The 17,242-nt window shown below is 41.0% G+C and carries 10 protein-coding genes; 1 reads left to right on the forward strand and 9 read right to left on the reverse strand.

Translation table 11 applies throughout. From position 1 onward, the window contains the following. The first annotated feature begins 399 nt into the window (after window positions 1–399). Window positions 400–1,911 (forward strand): alpha-L-fucosidase, encoded by a 1,512-nt coding sequence (locus KEM09_RS14565; RefSeq protein WP_212229398.1) that lies wholly within the window; start codon window positions 400–402, stop codon window positions 1,909–1,911. A 94-nt stretch (window positions 1,912–2,005) separates the two neighbouring features. Here KEM09_RS14565 and KEM09_RS14570 read toward each other — a convergent pair whose 3' ends face one another. The 9 genes from KEM09_RS14570 to KEM09_RS14610 form a co-directional block, all read right to left on the reverse strand. Beyond that, complete coding sequence (locus KEM09_RS14570; RefSeq protein WP_212229399.1) at window positions 2,006–2,716, reverse strand: DUF4397 domain-containing protein; 711 nt, start codon at window positions 2,714–2,716, stop codon at window positions 2,006–2,008. A gap of 208 nt (window positions 2,717–2,924) precedes the next feature. Further along, window positions 2,925–4,694 (reverse strand): T9SS type A sorting domain-containing protein, encoded by a 1,770-nt coding sequence (locus KEM09_RS14575; RefSeq protein ID WP_212229400.1) that lies wholly within the window; start codon window positions 4,692–4,694, stop codon window positions 2,925–2,927. Window positions 4,695–5,840: 1,146 nt separating this feature from the next. Continuing rightward, on the reverse strand, window positions 5,841–7,217 hold the full coding sequence (locus KEM09_RS14580) for a TlpA family protein disulfide reductase (protein WP_212229401.1): 1,377 nt from the start codon (window positions 7,215–7,217) through the stop codon (window positions 5,841–5,843). Window positions 7,218–7,235: 18 nt separating this feature from the next. After that, window positions 7,236–8,393, reverse strand: coding sequence for a TlpA family protein disulfide reductase (locus KEM09_RS14585; RefSeq protein ID WP_212229402.1), 1,158 nt, complete (start codon window positions 8,391–8,393; stop codon window positions 7,236–7,238). Between the two features lie 157 nt (window positions 8,394–8,550). Further along, window positions 8,551–9,516, reverse strand: coding sequence for a hypothetical protein (locus KEM09_RS14590; RefSeq protein WP_212229403.1), 966 nt, complete (start codon window positions 9,514–9,516; stop codon window positions 8,551–8,553). Window positions 9,517–9,628: 112 nt separating this feature from the next. Further along, window positions 9,629–11,080 carry a RagB/SusD family nutrient uptake outer membrane protein gene (locus KEM09_RS14595; RefSeq protein ID WP_212229404.1) on the reverse strand — a complete coding sequence of 484 codons (1,452 nt, stop codon included), beginning with the start codon at window positions 11,078–11,080 and terminating at the stop codon, window positions 9,629–9,631. A gap of 14 nt (window positions 11,081–11,094) precedes the next feature. Next, the gene (locus KEM09_RS14600) at window positions 11,095–14,676 is read right to left on the reverse strand and encodes a SusC/RagA family TonB-linked outer membrane protein (RefSeq protein WP_212229406.1); all 3,582 of its coding nucleotides are present in this window, start codon (window positions 14,674–14,676) and stop codon (window positions 11,095–11,097) included. 122 nt (window positions 14,677–14,798) lie between these two features. Further along, window positions 14,799–15,950, reverse strand: coding sequence for a FecR family protein (locus KEM09_RS14605; protein WP_212229408.1), 1,152 nt, complete (start codon window positions 15,948–15,950; stop codon window positions 14,799–14,801). A 680-nt stretch (window positions 15,951–16,630) separates the two neighbouring features. Next, a complete protein-coding gene (locus KEM09_RS14610) occupies window positions 16,631–17,182 on the reverse strand; it encodes an RNA polymerase sigma-70 factor (protein WP_212229410.1) in 552 nt (183 codons plus the stop codon). Between the last annotated feature and the right edge of the window lie 60 nt (window positions 17,183–17,242).

A 17,242-nucleotide genomic window follows, 5' to 3' on the forward strand; every position in this document is an offset into this window, starting at 1 on the left:
CCAATTTGCTGTTACCTCCACCCTACTTTCAATAACTTCAGCTCCTTTCAAAGACTTTTATTGACAATTGCTCACAGACTGACTTCCACAATTGAATGAATTCCTGCATATTTTCCATTTGAAAGCCTCATAAATCAAAATAACAGCTTTACAAATCCATGCATTAAGACTTCTGTCAGATAGCTATTCTCAACTATTTTATGTCATTGGTACCTTAATAGGACTATTTATCCCCAATCTGTTTTCTTTCTCAATGGCAGAATTATTTTTGACCAATAATAACAACAAATGACCTGGCTAGGCATATAAAGAGTTTCAACAGGAAAATATTATTTGTCATTCCAAAGCCACAATAGGGATGGAAAACTTGTCAACTATAAATATCTCAAAATTAGAAACATGAAAAACTTTCTATTCACACTGCTTTTTTGTATCACAGCCTCCGTTACTCACGGGCAAACAAAGCTTAACAAATACTATCCAGTCGAAGATGTGGCCGTCCAGAAAAAACTGAATGACTGGCGAACGCTTAAGTTCGGATTATTTATGCATTGGGGAACATATAGTCAGTGGGGGATTGTTGAATCCTGGGCCTTGTGTGCCGAAGATGAAAGTTGGTGCAAACGCGAAAACCCAGATTATGAAAATTTTAAACGCGATTACGTTGCTTTAAAGAAAACATTTAATCCCACGCAATTTAATCCTGAGAAATGGGCAAACGCTGCCAGTAAGGCTGGCATGCGATACATGGTTTTTACCACCAAACATCATGATGGTTTTAACATGTTTGATACCCAACTATCAAACTATAAAATAACCTCTGCCGAATGTCCGTTTCATACTCATCCGAAAGCAGATGTTACGAAGGCTATTTTTGACGAATTCAGAAAAATGGACTTCATGATTGGTGCTTATCTCTCAAAACCAGATTGGCATAATGAAAACTTTTGGTGGCCCAATTTTGCAACGCCTGACCGCAATGTGAATTACAATATAGAGCGGTATCCCGAACGCTGGCAGGCCTTTGTTGACTTCTTTCATGGGCAGGTAGATGAACTAATGACTAACTATGGCCAAATTGACATTTTGTGGATGGATGGTGGCTGGGTAAGACCACTGACTAAAGGCCAGCAGCGACTAATCAATTTTATTAATGGTCTATTTTTGAAAAGTGGATATACCCAACTACATGTACCACAAAACCAAGATTTAAGAATTGCCGAGATGTCAAAAAAGGCACGCCAAAAACAACCTGGCTTAATTGTGGTTGACCGACATATTGAAGGGCCTGACGAAAACTACCTGACCCCTGAGCAGTTTATTCCAGACCGCTACATTGAAGACCCATGGGAGTCGTGTATCACTTTAAGTGGTTCGTGGGCATATATGCCAAACGACGTCTATAAATCATCGCGGGAAGTCATCCATATGCTATGTGATGTTGTTTCAAAAAATGGCTCCCTGTTACTGAATGTTGGTCCTGATCCTGAAGGCCAGTGGGCACCAGAGGTCTATCAGCGATTCGATGAAATTGGTGAGTGGATGTCCATAAACGGTGAAGCCATTTACAATACAACAGGACGAAAGGAATTTGGTGAAGACCAAGAGCGATACACAGTCAATAAAGACGGCACTGTAAATGCATTTTATTTAATTGACGAAAACGAGACTCATCTACCCAAAACAATTATTTTTAATCAATTAAAAGTAAGAAAAGGTGATACAATTCGGCTTCTGGGCTTTAATGGAAAATTGAACTGGACTAAAAAAAGAGGTACTATTCAAATTCAGGTACCTGAGGCAGAATTCTTTAAATCAAAAACTGCGAAGTACGCATTGGTATTCAAGGTTGTAAAACAGCATAGTGTGCAGCATACTGATTACAAAATGCAGGAAGCCGAGTTGTACTAAAATGTTAACTTCAAGAGGCTGCCCTGCAACAGACAGCCTCTTAATAACTCTTATTGGATTATGACCCAATCACCTCCGGCGATGTGCCAAATAATCAATGATTTAGTATAAAAATACCAGCCTTACTAAAATCATCCAATTTAGGCGCCAACAGGTGAGTGTATATTTTATCCGCAGCACTACTTTGATTGCCAGAATAACGTAGTATATCTGTCTGATCATCCGGCAATACACCAGTAGAAGTGTATACCACCAAACCTGATAATGCGCTTACCTCAACATCCATATAGGCGGTACTTGCTTTATAAGCCAGGTTGCTCACCTTCTTATAATCGGCCGTTTCACCACCCAGATATATATCAATTGCTCCGGCACTATCTAAGGCATTAAAAAAGCGCACCCGCACTTTACCTGAGGCCGGAGGCGTCATATCTTTTTCAAGTACTTCCAACTCAGGTTCGCCACTGGTGCCAAAAACTACACCGATATATTCCTTTTGGTCAACAAACGAATGGTTATCAGTTATAACAGTAGTTTTATTCTCGGTATTCTTCACTTCCAACTTCAAACTATTACTGCCCTTTTCCCACTCCACAGTAGCTCCACTGCCATTGCCATAGGCCTGGTTACTTTTAAATGTTTCATTATTAACATGCCAGTCGAGGCCATAGGCCACCGGCAGAAAATTAAATGCAGTCAGCTCAGCCTGCTCCATCACTGGCTCAGGTTTTGGATCTGAGGTTTTATCACTTCCGCAAGAAGCTATAAATAGTCCGATTATTAATATTGTGAGAATCTTTTTCATAATTAAAGTATTAAAGTGAAAAATTAGAATAATACTATAAACAACGCTTTTGTAACTTTTGTTGAGTAACAGCACTTTAATTTGCACCTCTAAATACAATTATCTATTGCATTAAGCCCTTACTGACTCATTATTTCTGTATCTCAACAGGTGATTCCAACATTAAGAATACTTTTCTTGAGTTGTGGCATTCTCTTTATATGTAATTTTAATAACTAACCACAAATCGCTGGCTAACACTGGCTTTGTCTGACACAATATTCAGAAAATAAATGCCCCTTGTTAAGCGCCTTATATCAATTGAATGCGGCCCTTCACCATTATCAGCTGGTATGGTTGCTAGTTTTCGCCCGTTCACATCTATAATAGTCATATGGTGAAGCTTAACGGCTGCTGTGTTTTCCACATGTAACACAGTGGATGCCGGGTTGGGATATATCTTCAATCCATCCAATAAGGTTTGTTCGTCAATATTGTTGGACAAACATTCACCATCGGTAACCACACTAAAAAAGCATACCGGAGTAGCTTTGCTCTTGGCTTGCACGTAATTGGCTCCTGACAAATCGTTACTGCTCAATTGCCTTTTAGAGCTTCCCTCTCCTAAGCCATAGAACATCACGTCATTACTTTCAAGAACGTGCCCCAGTTGATGGCCATGGCCTAACTCGTGCAACACTACTGTTTCAAAATCATATTCGGTGCTGGAAGGGGCATCAGGCCCATAGTTCCAGTTTTCGGTGTCGTTAACAATCATATCCATCTCCACCACAGCATTAATCAACGGATCACCGCACTGAAAACCATAACTTATACAACGGCCTAAAACACCCAGGGGCAGCTCTTCTCCGTTATCAAAGCGAATCACATTTTCGCCATCCTGTGTGGTAACATCCGTTGAAGTAGGCAAGCCCAGGCGCCAATTCACTTTTGAGGCGCACACCCAGGTATTAAAAGCCCTGGTAAATGCCTCCTTAGCATTGTTATTCTCATCAAAATCAGTAAACATGTGCCACAGGTATCCACCTTGTCCATCCACATCAATCAGCTGAGTCATAATAGCCTGATCACTGAAGAGCAGATTAGTATGCGCAAAGGTAACCGTGATAATTTCAGTTGATTCGCCCACTTCAGCAGCAGCATTGGTTACACGGACGTTACCGGTTCCGGCATGGGAGGGAATAAACACTTCTATCCGGGTGTCACTCCAGCTTCTTATCTCCGAGGCCTGTACATTAAAATAGGTGGCACCGCCATCGTTAGCATTTTTAAATCCAACTTGCCCTGTTTCGCTACCAAAGCCAGAGCCGTTGATGACCATCACCGTTTGCGTCCCTGCCGAGGCTTGCGCCGGACTGATGGAACTGATGGTAACCGCTGCTGTAGCCTTTAAGCCCTTTGCATGAACTTGTGCTTCAACAACAAAAGGGGCAACAATTCTATAACTCAACTTTGTAAGCGATTGAATGGCCGGGTAAAACGCATCAACAATGTTTTCGTGCGATGAAAGCACATTGGCTGCCACATTAGCCTTAAAATCATACCGGTAAAAGCCCTGGGCTGCACTTACCACCTCAAAAATGCTATTATTGTTTGTTACTCCATCGGGTAATTGAATAGTGGAAGTATTGAGCATCAACACGCCGCAGTCGCCCTTTCGCAGCACTGGTTGATCACTCACCTGTTCAAATTGGTCGCCCACAAGTCCACCTGCTGTTAACACATACACCTTCGACGTTAGTAAACCTTTAAATGATTTAAACACCTCTATCTCATGCAAGGTATAAATATGCTGCCCTGCATCATCCCAAAGAGCCATTTGGTCAAGTATCCGTCCCTCAATCACCAGAGCAGATGCTTGCAGCTGCTCTGACAGGGATACCTTGTATAAACTCCCATTTTGAGCCACCAGCATAAATGGCCACAAGAGGAGCACATAATACAGAACTACTCTTTTCAATACATTTAACTTTTTCATAGTAGAATTTTTTTATTCATACACAACCAGAATATTATTAGATTTAGATGGCCATACATATAGAGGAGCATCGTAATATCAAAGCTATTGCAAATAGGTGTAAATGTAAATAACCATGAAGCTGTATCCATTATAAGATCAAACAAATACGTTATCATTGTAGTTAAGATATATTCGATCGAGCAATTAAGTTATTGTACGATAGTCTGATAACCAAAGAAGGCACATTAATATTTATGATTGTTGAAAATGAATTGCCTGAAGGTATTTGTATTATTCAATTCAAGCACAGCGTTGGCACTACTAAGTCAACCGGCTTAATTATTCAGAAATAACAACTTCCTTTGGTATAGTGCATTCAAATGCACTGTAAATATTGATAACGGGCTTTTAGCCTTACCTGAAAATGCATTCTCAAAACTTAACGACGTCAAGTGACAATATCCATATAAGCTCTATAAGTACTGCAAACATTATTTTATAAAACCATAAGCAATTTATTATCACATTGTATTAGTACTTTTATTATGGTTTAATTTCGTGGAACTGAACAGTAATTTTACTTAAATAATTCTATTAATAGACCTTTATGAAACGAATCGTTTTCTCTGTAAGCCTGATCTCCGCAATAATCGTTACAACAATAGGGATAATTTGGAAAATACTCCATCTTCCGGGAGCCAAATTCATGATAGTATTAGGTTTATTACTAATAGCTTGGGTTTTTATTTTACTTACGGCAATAGGCTTGTTTAAGAAAAAGTAAGTCTCGAAAGAGAAAGCTTCTTAATAGAATTTTATCTTACTAACATATGGCTATACATTAAATAAGAAATACCTCTTAATAACTATATTGAGGAGAACATTGGCTTGTATATGTAGAATTTTAGAGAGCCATTGGTGTAAACTTATCCCATTTAAATCCCAAATGCAATGTTACCTGGAGTCAACATTTAAAAGCTATTATGGACCAGACCTGACACCTCTTTTAGCTATAAAGAATTGTATTCGTTATGATTAAGTCATAATAAAAGGCTGTCCCATACAGAACAGCCTTCCCCCTATAAAACGGCTTAAAAAGCACAGTTTAAAAAATCTTTAAAAACAATTAATTACAAAGACTTTTGCAACTATTACAGATTCCCACTAATAACTTTTCAGCAAAGTAAGTAAATCGGGATGCGAAGGTCGCAAGGCCTGCACATCAATTATCTTCCCTTCAGGATCAATCAGCGTAAACTGCGGTATGCCCGAGATATTATATTGTTTTGCCAATGATGAATTAAAAGCATCATTAACAATGAACTGTTTCCATTGCGGCTGGTCTTCCTCAATCATTTTTTTCCAGGCTTCATGGTCCGAATCAACAGAAATACTGATCACCTCTACATTGGTATTTCCTTCCAAAGCCTCCACAACTTTAGCCAGGTAAGGAATCTCCATCTTACATGGTCCACACCAGGTAGCCCACACATCAAAATACACATACTTCCCTTTAAAATCACTCAGCATCACTTTTTCGCCATCAGCGGTGTACATATCAAAATCGGGAGCTGGCTGACCAGGCATGAGTTTAATGGCATTGGTATATAATACCTCCACGCGCTTTTTCATGGCCTCATCGGTACACAGGTTCTGATAGGTAACATACGTTTCATCTAATAATCCATTAATGCTCCACGACAAGTATCCACTAATGCTATTCGACAGCATCTTATTTTTAAGTGTTTTGCTCTTTATCTGTTGTGCAATTGTATTTAATTCAACGATGTAGGCTGTATCACCTAGATCTTTTTTAGACTTCTCGACATTGAGTGCGAACCTTACCTTTTGATCAAACACCTGGTAATACATTTCCACTGCCTCATGAGCCGTATCTTCCTCAAGACCGGCAATAAAGGCATTATAATCACTATCGGCGTCAATGGCTTTGCCTGTATGACGATTCATATACCATGGATATACCCCTTTGATGTAGTAAAAATAGTATTTCAGATAGTTCTCTTCGTCAGACATAAATTTCTCCGACACCCCCTTCAGGTTGTGCAAACGATCCATCCATACAGCTTGTATTTGGTCAATCTCTGCGGCCATATCCACAAAAGATTTAATCTCCTTATCGTTGGCATAAATTTTTTGAATCAGCTCATAGTTAATGCTCCGTTCTCTCTCAAGCTTGTAATTATTAGCCATTGCATTATCCCCAGCATAAACAATATCCAGACCGTTTTCACCCTGTGTAATGGTTACTTGCAAGCGGTCGCCATCATTGATAAATGGACTGAGCGTATTCTTCTCGTAGTTGAATCGCACATCTTTCAGCTCATTGGAAGCCAGCTCAATCTTAATTATGTTGTTGGCGTCTGCAAAAAAGGTATCTACCTTATAGGACTCCTCAACCAATTTACCCATCAGCAAAGGTGCTTCGGCATTGGCCTTTATCTCAAAACTTATGGTAGCTCCCTGTTGTTGGCATTGTGTCAGCAGGAGCAAGCCCACGAAGCTCAATAAAATTAATCTCATCTCGTTTACTTCTTAGAATTATTGTAATAGTTCATCAATCATGTTATAAAGGCCTTGGCCTTCTTTGCCTTCACCAACCCAACGGCCAATGATCTTACCGTCTTTATCCAATAAAAGCTTTGTAGGGAATCCACTCACATTGAACTTCAGCACCCAGTCCACATTTTTCTGGTCGTTATTAATCACGTTGTGCCAGTCCATCTGATGAGTTTCAATGGCTTCTTTCCATTTATTCACGTTTCTATCCTGAGCAATCCCAACAATTTCCAGCTGGTCTTTGTATTTCAGGTAGTATTCTCTCAGGTGTGGCATGCCGCTCATGCAGGGCCCACACCAGGTACCCCAGAAATCGATCACCACATACTTACCTCTCAGGCTCTTTAAGTCAAACGGCTCTCCATCGGGAGTATTAGAGCTCACCAAATCAGGAGCAATTTCGCCTACTTTGGTGGATCTGAATCCATTCAGTCGTTCGTTAACTTCGTGGTAATAGCGGGTTTGCTGATGCGTTTCAGTGAAGTTATTAAACAACACCTCAATGCGTTCCATCGGCAGTTGATTACGCAAAGCCATATCCGACAGCATCCATACCGATGCCAGCTCGTCCGGGTTATCGGTGATAAACTGCTCCTTCATAGCCAGAGATTTTTTCGATAGCTCGTCGGCTTTCTTTTCGCTGGCCACCTTTTCATCGCCTTCCTCTTTAAGGGCTTTGATGGTATGATTCACTGACTCGTTCATGACCGGATATATGGCCGTATTCAATTTGGTCAGCCCGGCATTATATTCCGCACTTTCGGGATAGGCGTTCACAAAATCACTGACTTCACCACTGACTTTAATATCGGCACCCGGATAAACGAACACGGCCAGCAACGATGACTTAACAGGAATATAGCCTTTGTCGGCCCATTTAACAACGCGATCAACGCCGGTAGAAATAGTGATATGCGTTACTTCCTTAATCGTTGAGGTAAAGTCAAAAACATTATTTTCGACCTTAATTTCCTCTCGGCGATAGCCGTTGGGAGCTTCAGCATCGTCAATAAAGACGGTCATTTCTTCAGAATCAAGCCCTTGTATGGTGCCATGAATTCTGAAACTACTTTCCTGTGCATAAATACTTGTTGCAAAAAGCATTAAAGCACAAATTAACAGATTTACAGATTTACTCATATCATTTTTTTTTGAACCTATACGTCAATTGGGCTTATCCCGCAATCAACGTTCATAAGCTAAGGTGAGAATTAAAAATTGTATCTTCTGCATCAGCTTAGACTGATGGTAGGAAAAATGCCATGGCAAGGAACAGCCATGGCATTTTAAGCTATAATTAGTTACCTGGGTATGGTCCTTCACCCCTCAGGTCTGCAGGCCAATCTTTACCATCAGCACGTGTTACGCGGGCTGTTGCCCACTCATCGTAACCAGCTGTGTAATAATAAGTATAAGTAATATCACAGGTTGGTCCATTGATATTGGTTATTTCCCACATAGTGCTATTAGATTCTTCCAGGATAATTAGGTTTGCGCAATCCTGATCGAACAATCCTGCTGGAAATTTACTACCATTCCAGGAAGTGCCAAACTGACAATCATCGATGGTATATTCACCAAAATAAGAAACACGCGTGATAGTGACTGTACCTGTTTGGCCAATCGCCCCTGTTGCACCGCTACCTTTATCGATAATTTCGTAGTTTAATACACCTGACAAGTCATTTGGACAGTCATCTCCTGCTTCAACCCCAAACATGTAATGGCAATGCGTACCAGAGCAATCGATTCGGGTATCAGTTACCCTTCCGCTGGCATCAGTTACTACCCATTTAAACTGTATTAAGTCGGTAGCCACAAGTTTGTCAGGTCTGTTGGTATTCACCAAATCTGACTCAAACAATGAATAAATATCATCAATGGAAACTGTCACCTGCAGGTCGCTATAGTCAGGAATATCGGTAAATGAGTCAAACAACTTACCAGTATCACCGCCATGAACAATGGTTTCATCCCCATCTATTTCATAAAAATAGGCAAACACTTCCAGCTTTATTACCTTGTCTGCATCAGTATCTGAAGCAGGCAGCACGGATGCTGTAAAATTGATCTCATTATTTAAGAACACTTGTGCATTATTCAGGAAAACATAATTCTTGCTTTCTCCAGGTGTCACAAAGGTCATAGGCTCCTGTCTCCACTCAAAATCACCTTTTGAGAATGACTCCTCATCACAGGAAGTAAAACCTGAAATAAGCAGGATGAACGCCATCAGTATGGTTATATATCTAGTATATTTCATCTTTTAATTTTTTTTATTGTTGCTTATAAAAGAGCTTCCCCAACACTATCTTACATCTTAAGCACAATGCATATGTCAGGAAAGTCTCTTTAACTATTTAAATAACACACAATTAATACTCATTTTGCTTGGTTTGCCCATTACTTAAATTAATAACAGCCTCATTTAACGGACGTGCAAACAAGCGTGAACCCGGCTCGATCACATAATCAATTGGTGTCGCCTCCATATTTACCTGGTTACCATCAAGCGGGTAGAACTTACGGCGGATGGTAATATTATCAATTTCAGGATCCACATTAATACGACGAATATCGTACCAACGGCTGGTAAATGGCATCTCACGACGACGCTCGTCAATAACCGTTTGAATGGCATCTTTTTTGTTGGCCGGCAAGGCCAGCGGTGCATAATCAGCAGCCGCAAAACGGTTAACTCTAACAGTTTCAATGTCATTCATAGCTCCGGCTATATCGCCCTTACGCGCTTTTGTTTCAGCAGCAATCAGATACATTTCAGAAGTTGAAGGTCCTGCAATATACTCACCAAAGTTACCACCCTGGATGTAACCCACGTGCTGATTAGTAACAAAGCCAAATCGTTTTAGGTAATTCTCAACCATAAACATCTCGTAACGTTTATCAAGTGGGTCATACAAGCTCATCAATTCCTCGCTTGGCAACGATTTCCAGTGAGCGTTTGTTAAAGAACGGTTCATATATTGTCCTTTCCAGAAGTTTAACCACTCCGGACGGAACGAATAATACGTATTTGTCATTGGGTAAGCAATTCCCAATGCATCAGTTACCGTATAAAACTCGGCATCGTAATCAATCATTTCTGAATGCTTAGCCAGTGCACTTGCAGCGTACTGTTCAGCCTTGGCAAAATCACCCAAATAGAGATAATAACGGGCAGCAAATGCTTCGACGGCAGCTTTGCTGGCACGCCAGTTGCGTTTAATATCCACATCCATTTTTAAAGCTTCCTGCAGGTCTTCCTCAATAAAACGATAAGTATCTGCCAATGAAGCACGCGACAGATTCTCTTCAAAATCGGTTGATGTTCTCAAAGGCAAACCTGGTTCAGAGGCATTAGCCTCAGTTGGGTGCAAACAATAGTTAAGTGCCAGAGCAAAATATTCAGTCGCTCTTAAGAAATGGGCCTCTGCTTTCAGTTCCATCTTCTGCCCTTCGGAACCGGTGATACTATTTTCATCCAGCACTTTAATGGCATAGTTACATAACCAGATGGTGCGGTACCTCATGTTCCAGCAATAGTCCAGCGCATTATCTAACTGAGTGTTAAATAGGTACTGCTCAATAATATTAAACGAAAAAGCTCCGGGCAATTCATCATATACCTCTAAAGGAATATCAAAGTTATCGGTACAGAAGAAGTCAGGATCCGAATAGTACGAATAAGTCACACCATTCAGCAATATATCCAACTCCTCAGCTGTTTCAAGTGTTTTTGCACTTGACTTTTCAGGCGCCTCGTCCAGAAAGCTATCACAGGCAACAAAGCTTGCTCCTACTAATAGTAATAATAATATCTTTTTCATAGTACAGTCCTTTTTTAAAATCCTAGATTAAAACCAATGGTATATGAAGCACCCGGGTTAAAACGGCTTCCTTTGATGTATTCCGGATCGATGCCCTTATCATTGGCGGTCCAGATGGTACCCAGGTCACGTGCATGGGCAAATACTGTCAGCTTGTCTAAACCAATAGAAGCGGCAATACGTTCAGGCAGTTTATAGCCTAAGTATAGCTCACGCACCCTGATATGGCTGGCATCTTCCACCAGGGTATTCAAATCTGGTGCGTACCATCCCCAACGGTAGCTGTTAAATTCATAACCCACAGGCAGGGCAGGAATACCCATTTCATTGGCTTTACCTTCCACCAGTCCGTTCAGGTCTTCGTGGTAAAACTCTTTGGTACGCGACAACATGCTGTACGAGAAGGTTGGACGACGGAACACATGGCCAAACTTACCAGTGATCAATGCTCTGAATGTGAAATCCTTAAACTGGAAGGTATTGGAAAAACCTATCACGGTTGGTGCGATAAATGTTCCCATATTTCTTAGTACATCCTGTCCTTCTTCACCATTGCTACCAATGTTCTCATTCATGGTGTAAGTCACACCATTTTCACCGATAATGGTAGGCAGGTTATCCTCATTCATGCCTCCATATACCCAAGAATAGGCAGGTGCAACAGGTTGTCCCTCAACAAACCGGTATGTAGATATGGTTCTAGGATAGATATGTGATACCTGCAGCGATAGTACTTTACTTGTATTGTATGAATAGTTAAGACCTGGATTCCAGGTTAGGCCGCCAAATTTCAGGTTACCATTCAAGCTCATTTCAAATCCCTTATTGCTAACCTCTGCCACATTAAATGTTTGCTGTGTTGAGCCATAAGTTGGAGCAACTGCCACACTGGCCAGCAGATCCTCACTTTGCTTATCATATACTTCAAACGATCCGTAAAGCATGCGGTTAAACATCGAGAAGTCAACGGCTACATTCAATTGGTTGATACGCTCCCAACGCAAGGTTGGGTTACCATAATCACTTACACGGCCCGAGCGCTCGCCGGTACGATTAGATGGTTCGGCAGATAAGCTGATCACAGGTACTGTAGAGGCCGTTGTAACGGTGTTACCCGAGATACCATAAGTGGCGCGTACCGTTAACTGGTCCAGAATATCCACATCATTCAGGAATGATTCTCTTTTGGCATTCCAGCTACCTCCAATCGACCAGAATGGCGAATATCTGAATTTTGGATCGTCCACAATCATGTTAGAGGCATCGGTACGATAACTTCCTGTGATGGTGTATTTCTGACGGTAGGTATACGCCGCATTGGCAAAAAATGAGAACAAGCGGGTGTTACTATAACTCAAAAAGTGCCCCGTAGACAGTCCACCACCATAATAACTTGGAATTAAAGTATTCCAGTTGAAAGCACTTGAGCCATAACCATATGCCGGGTGGGCATGTGTATGACTATCAGGATTGTAGCCATACAACATATTACCATGTCCTTCAGTCTGCTTCCAAATATGTTCGGTTGCTACTACCAGATTTACCTCATGATCAGTACTAAACTTCCTATCGAAATTGATTTGGTTTCTTAAGTCGTAAGTTACCGTTTCAGAGTTGCGCTGATTCAACACACCACCCTTTGGCATATACGCTTCCGATACCGTATTTGTGTTTTCATCGTACTTCACATTATCATTAGCCATATTACGAACATAGTAGGTATCTTCCCCATTGTAATTCTTTGTTTCGCTGGTAAACCTTTCGTACTGAAAACTTGGCGAGAAATGCAAACCATCCATTATTTTGAAATCCAGCCCTGTCTGAATACGAGAATTATTGTAGTTGGTAATGAGGTCTCTGTTCAACATTTCTTCAATCGGGTTATAGGCCCAATTATTGTATGGTAATCCATCAGCCGTTTTGGCAATTGGATTCATATAGTTGAAGTTTAATCCATGATCCACCTGAGCATAGGTCCCATCCGCATTAACCAGATTTTCATACGGTGAAATGCCTCTAATAGTACTCAGATTACTTCCGCTATCGTTAGCCTTTTTAATTTCAGAAGTAATGCCAAAGCGCAAGCCTAACCAATCTTTCAGCTGGTACGTGTTACGGAAATTAATCAACACTTTCTGATCACGCGACTCCTGGTAGTGACCTTTCACATCGTTATACAGTACCGACAGGTAATAAGAAGCTCTATCAGTGCTTCCGCTGATAGACACATTGTGTTGTTGTGTAACCGGCTTCCGCAGCAGGTATTTCTTCACATCATCTGTATAGTCCGTTGCCTTCAATCGTGCAATAGTCGCATTCAGGTCAGAAGCACTGATGACTCCACGCTGATGATCCCAGTAGGCCTGCACTCCTTTAGAGTATACATCACGGCCGTCCGCCAGATTATCTGGCACCCCCCAGAATGAACCATAATTATTATCAACCAGATACTTTTCGTAGGCCAGCTGATTGTCTATTGATGCACGCGCCAGGTTGTAGTCCATATCCAGCTCTTCTCCCATCTTAAGGTAGGAGCCCAACTCCACATTAAATTTACCTGAGTTTTTACCCTTACGCGTAGTAATAACAATCACACCGTTACCGGCCCGTGCTCCCCATATTGAAGCTGCTGCGGCATCTTTCAGTACCGTTACATTATCAATATCGTTAGGGTTAATGGTTGAGAAGTCGCCTTCCACCGGGAACCCGTCCACAACAATTAGTGGAGCCCGTTCACTGTTGATGGTGCCAACTCCACGAATGGTAATCTCATTTTGACCTGTTTGTGGGTTATAGCTTTCCTGCAAGCCAGTAACATTACCCTCCAGTGAACGCGCAATCTCTTCATTGGGGCTCGACTCAATATCTGCACGTGTCATAACACTGTATGAACCAGTAGCACGTTCTTTAGATATCTTGGTTAAACCGGTGGCATACACAATTACCTCATCCACCGAACTAACGGCCGGCACCATCACAATGGCAAAAGAAGATGATTCGCTAAAAGGGCGCTCCTGATCTTCATAGCCAATGTATGAAAAAGCAAGCGTGCCACTCTGCTCCTCAATATCCAGCCTGAATGCACCGCTTTCATCAGTAATGGTTCCCTGTGCAGTCCCCTTAATAGCCACATTAACGCCTAAAAGAGGTTGGTTGGTTTCAGCATCAACAATAAAACCCTGTAACACGGTTTTACTTTCCTGTTGAGTCACTTCTTCAATAAATATGGTTTTCTGTGCCGGTTTGATTACAATATACCCGTCCACCAGGCGAAACTCCATCCCGGCATCTGTCAATACCTGCTGATACAACTCTTTCAGCTCAAAAGTCCCTTCCTGCACATTCACCTCCTGGTTAATGTCCATCTCATCATTACTCAGGATGGTGATCAAACCTGTTTGTCGCTCCACCTCCTGGAAGAGTTCTCTGTAAGTTGTTTTAGTTTCCTTCATATCGACTTTTTGCGCCCATCCAGCGGCCGATACCTGTAGGAAAACCCCAAACAATAAAACAACGCTAATCCGCATAGCTAACAGCATTTTACGAGGCACTTGAATAAAGGTACAACAAGCCCTCCTTTTTTGTAAACTTTTCATAGATTTGTAGATCTAATGTTAATAATTACCGGAATTGACTTTGGCGAGACTTTCCGGTTATTGATTTTAGTATAGAGGAGGGTGCTCAAACACTCTCCTTTTTCTATTTATATAATAACGCTTTAATACAAGGTTTTTACCAGTACCGCCTTATTATTTACTTCCACTTTAACTTTTGTTGTTTCCTCAATCAGGTTAATAAAAAACCCGAAATCCGTTTCACGCTTAACAGCACCTGTAAAGCGTTTGTTTTTAACATCTTCGTTGGCAAAAAAGAAATCAACATCGTACCATCGCCCCAGCTTGTCAGCCATTTGCTGTAAGCTCATCTCTTCAAACCGGAAGATGCCATCTTTCCAGGCGGTGTAAAGTTCAACGTTTACCTCATTGATAAACACCTGATTATTAACTTTGTTTATTTGTGCCTGCTGGCCCGGATGAATGAGCGTTTCCATCCCGTCAATAATCACGGCTACACTGCCTTCTACCAAGGTTGTTTCGACTAACTTATCGCTGTCGTAGCTCATCACATTGAACTGTGTTCCATATACCTTAACATCGGATGTGGTAGTTTTCACAACAAATGGTTTTTCCTTATCAGTTGTTACATCGAAATAAGCTTCGCCCGTTAAGAAAACCTCTCTCTGATGATTGCTAAAACTTATCGGATAGGTTAAGGATGATTCTGAGTTAAGCCACACTTTAGTGCCATCAGACAATACCAGCTGATACTCACCTCCACGTGGTACACTGATGGTATTAAATGCTGTTTCATTGCTACTTGCATCATAAGTTAACACATCCATGGAATCCACTCCGATTACGATTCCTTTATCATTCATAATGGTTAACTCGTCATTGGCATCCAACTCTATGAATTCACCATTAGCCAGTTTAAGCACCGCCATTGGGTGGCCTGGCACAATCTGATGAGCCGTTTCAACGGTATGCCAGTCTCTTCCTGAGAAATGGAGTACACTGAGGGCAAGACCTAATGGTAACATCACAGCGGCAGCTACCTGCAGCCACTTCTTATACACGCTTCTCCTTCTTTTTTGTACTGACGGATCAATTTGTTGCCACGATTGTTCTATATCCTGTTGAGTAATTTTTATTGAATCATTGTCATAGTTGCGTTGCAGTTTTGAAAAGTACTCCTTGTTTTTGCTGCTGCTTTGCAACCATGCTTGAAAACTGGCAAGTTCCTCATGGCTAGCTAATCCATGAAGCTTTTTCCAAATGATTAAATAGTCTATTTCTTTTTTAATGCGCATGGTTTTATGTGTTCATTCAATTATTAAGACTCACTCACAGGAAAACTGGTTGACAACTAATTCATTTTTTTTCAAAAAACTTATCACTGTCATGGTGTGTTTCTTTGTGAGCATGCTATAAACTCCGGTTCAACGTAAAAATTTGGGATGCAGACAACACTACCAAATTTAATTAACAAGTTACCATATACGCGAAAAGTAAATCATTACCATCGACTTTAGTGCTGCCAATGGGTCGTTAAGCACTTTCACGCCCTGAATTCCCACCCCAGAATCATATTATTACACTTACACAAACCTAAGCGATTTCTCCATTAAAGAATACAACAGTAATATTACCGTAACATCAATTATCTCACAATCCTATTTACCTGCTAATTATGAGATGCTTCGAATATTTCATTTAACATATTTGCATGGTTTTTAGCTGAAATTGCCCTACCCCCATCTTTTTTGCCGTTTTTTCCTTCAAACTACCAATTTTCGAACTATTTTTAACGTTTACCGAAGGTTATTCGTCCTAGCATCGATCCATGTTCGATACTGCTTCAATCCATGTTCGGTATGCGCGTGGCGAAGGTGGAGTGAGGATGAATCGAACAACATACGAAGCAGGTATGAAGAACTATCCATACCTATGCGAAGCAGGCATACCAACCGCCCGAACCCTGATGTGTTTGTTAGAGAAAAAAAACGAGCAGCGTGCGATCAAACAGAAGGTTACGCAGTTTAATTCTGGCCCGGCCCAGCTGAGTTTTAACGGTACTAACCGAAATATCCAAATCCTCAGCAATCTCATTCATCGTAAGCCCGTGTAGATATTTAAGCCTGAAGATGCGCTTCATTTCTCTGGGCAGTTGGTTAAGCGCCTCATTAACCTCTTTAACTAATTGTGGTTCCAGCACTTCTTCTTCAGAATGCTCCAACAGGTAAGAGTCTATTAAATACACCTGATGCTTATCCTTAATTCCGATATTACGCAAGTAACTCAGACATTTATTCTTAACGGCCGTATGCAAATACCACTTCAGCGATTTTATTTCCTGGACTTCCCTTTTCTCCCAAAGGGTAATAAACACTTCCTGCACAATATCTTTACAGGCGTCTTTATCAAATAGAAAGCGATAGGCAAACTGCATCAAGGTGGGATAATAACTATCAAACAACGAATGGTATACCTGCTCATTTCCGTTACTAAGCTCTTTGAGAATTATTTTGTCACTTAATGGCATAAACGCGTACTTTAAACACTATCTCTACAAAGAAATGATATTTCAGAGCTAAACAAAACC

Source organism: Carboxylicivirga mesophila (assembly GCF_018271975.1).
Classification (GTDB): domain Bacteria; phylum Bacteroidota; class Bacteroidia; order Bacteroidales; family Marinilabiliaceae; genus Carboxylicivirga; species Carboxylicivirga mesophila.

What these genes read in the sequence shown, in the direction of transcription:
- KEM09_RS14565 (WP_212229398.1), top strand. Translation starts at nt 400, where the DNA reads ATGAAAAACTTTCTATTCACACTGCTTTTTTGTATCACAGCCTCCGTT.
- KEM09_RS14570 (WP_212229399.1), bottom strand. Translation starts at nt 2,716, where the DNA reads ATGAAAAAGATTCTCACAATATTAATAATCGGACTATTTATAGCTTCT.
- KEM09_RS14575 (WP_212229400.1), bottom strand. Translation starts at nt 4,694, where the DNA reads ATGAAAAAGTTAAATGTATTGAAAAGAGTAGTTCTGTATTATGTGCTC.
- KEM09_RS14580 (WP_212229401.1), bottom strand. Translation starts at nt 7,217, where the DNA reads ATGAGATTAATTTTATTGAGCTTCGTGGGCTTGCTCCTGCTGACACAA.
- KEM09_RS14585 (WP_212229402.1), bottom strand. Translation starts at nt 8,393, where the DNA reads ATGAGTAAATCTGTAAATCTGTTAATTTGTGCTTTAATGCTTTTTGCA.
- KEM09_RS14590 (WP_212229403.1), bottom strand. Translation starts at nt 9,516, where the DNA reads ATGAAATATACTAGATATATAACCATACTGATGGCGTTCATCCTGCTT.
- KEM09_RS14595 (WP_212229404.1), bottom strand. Translation starts at nt 11,080, where the DNA reads ATGAAAAAGATATTATTATTACTATTAGTAGGAGCAAGCTTTGTTGCC.
- KEM09_RS14600 (WP_212229406.1), bottom strand. Translation starts at nt 14,676, where the DNA reads ATGAAAAGTTTACAAAAAAGGAGGGCTTGTTGTACCTTTATTCAAGTG.
- KEM09_RS14605 (WP_212229408.1), bottom strand. Translation starts at nt 15,950, where the DNA reads ATGCGCATTAAAAAAGAAATAGACTATTTAATCATTTGGAAAAAGCTT.
- KEM09_RS14610 (WP_212229410.1), bottom strand. Translation starts at nt 17,182, where the DNA reads ATGCCATTAAGTGACAAAATAATTCTCAAAGAGCTTAGTAACGGAAAT.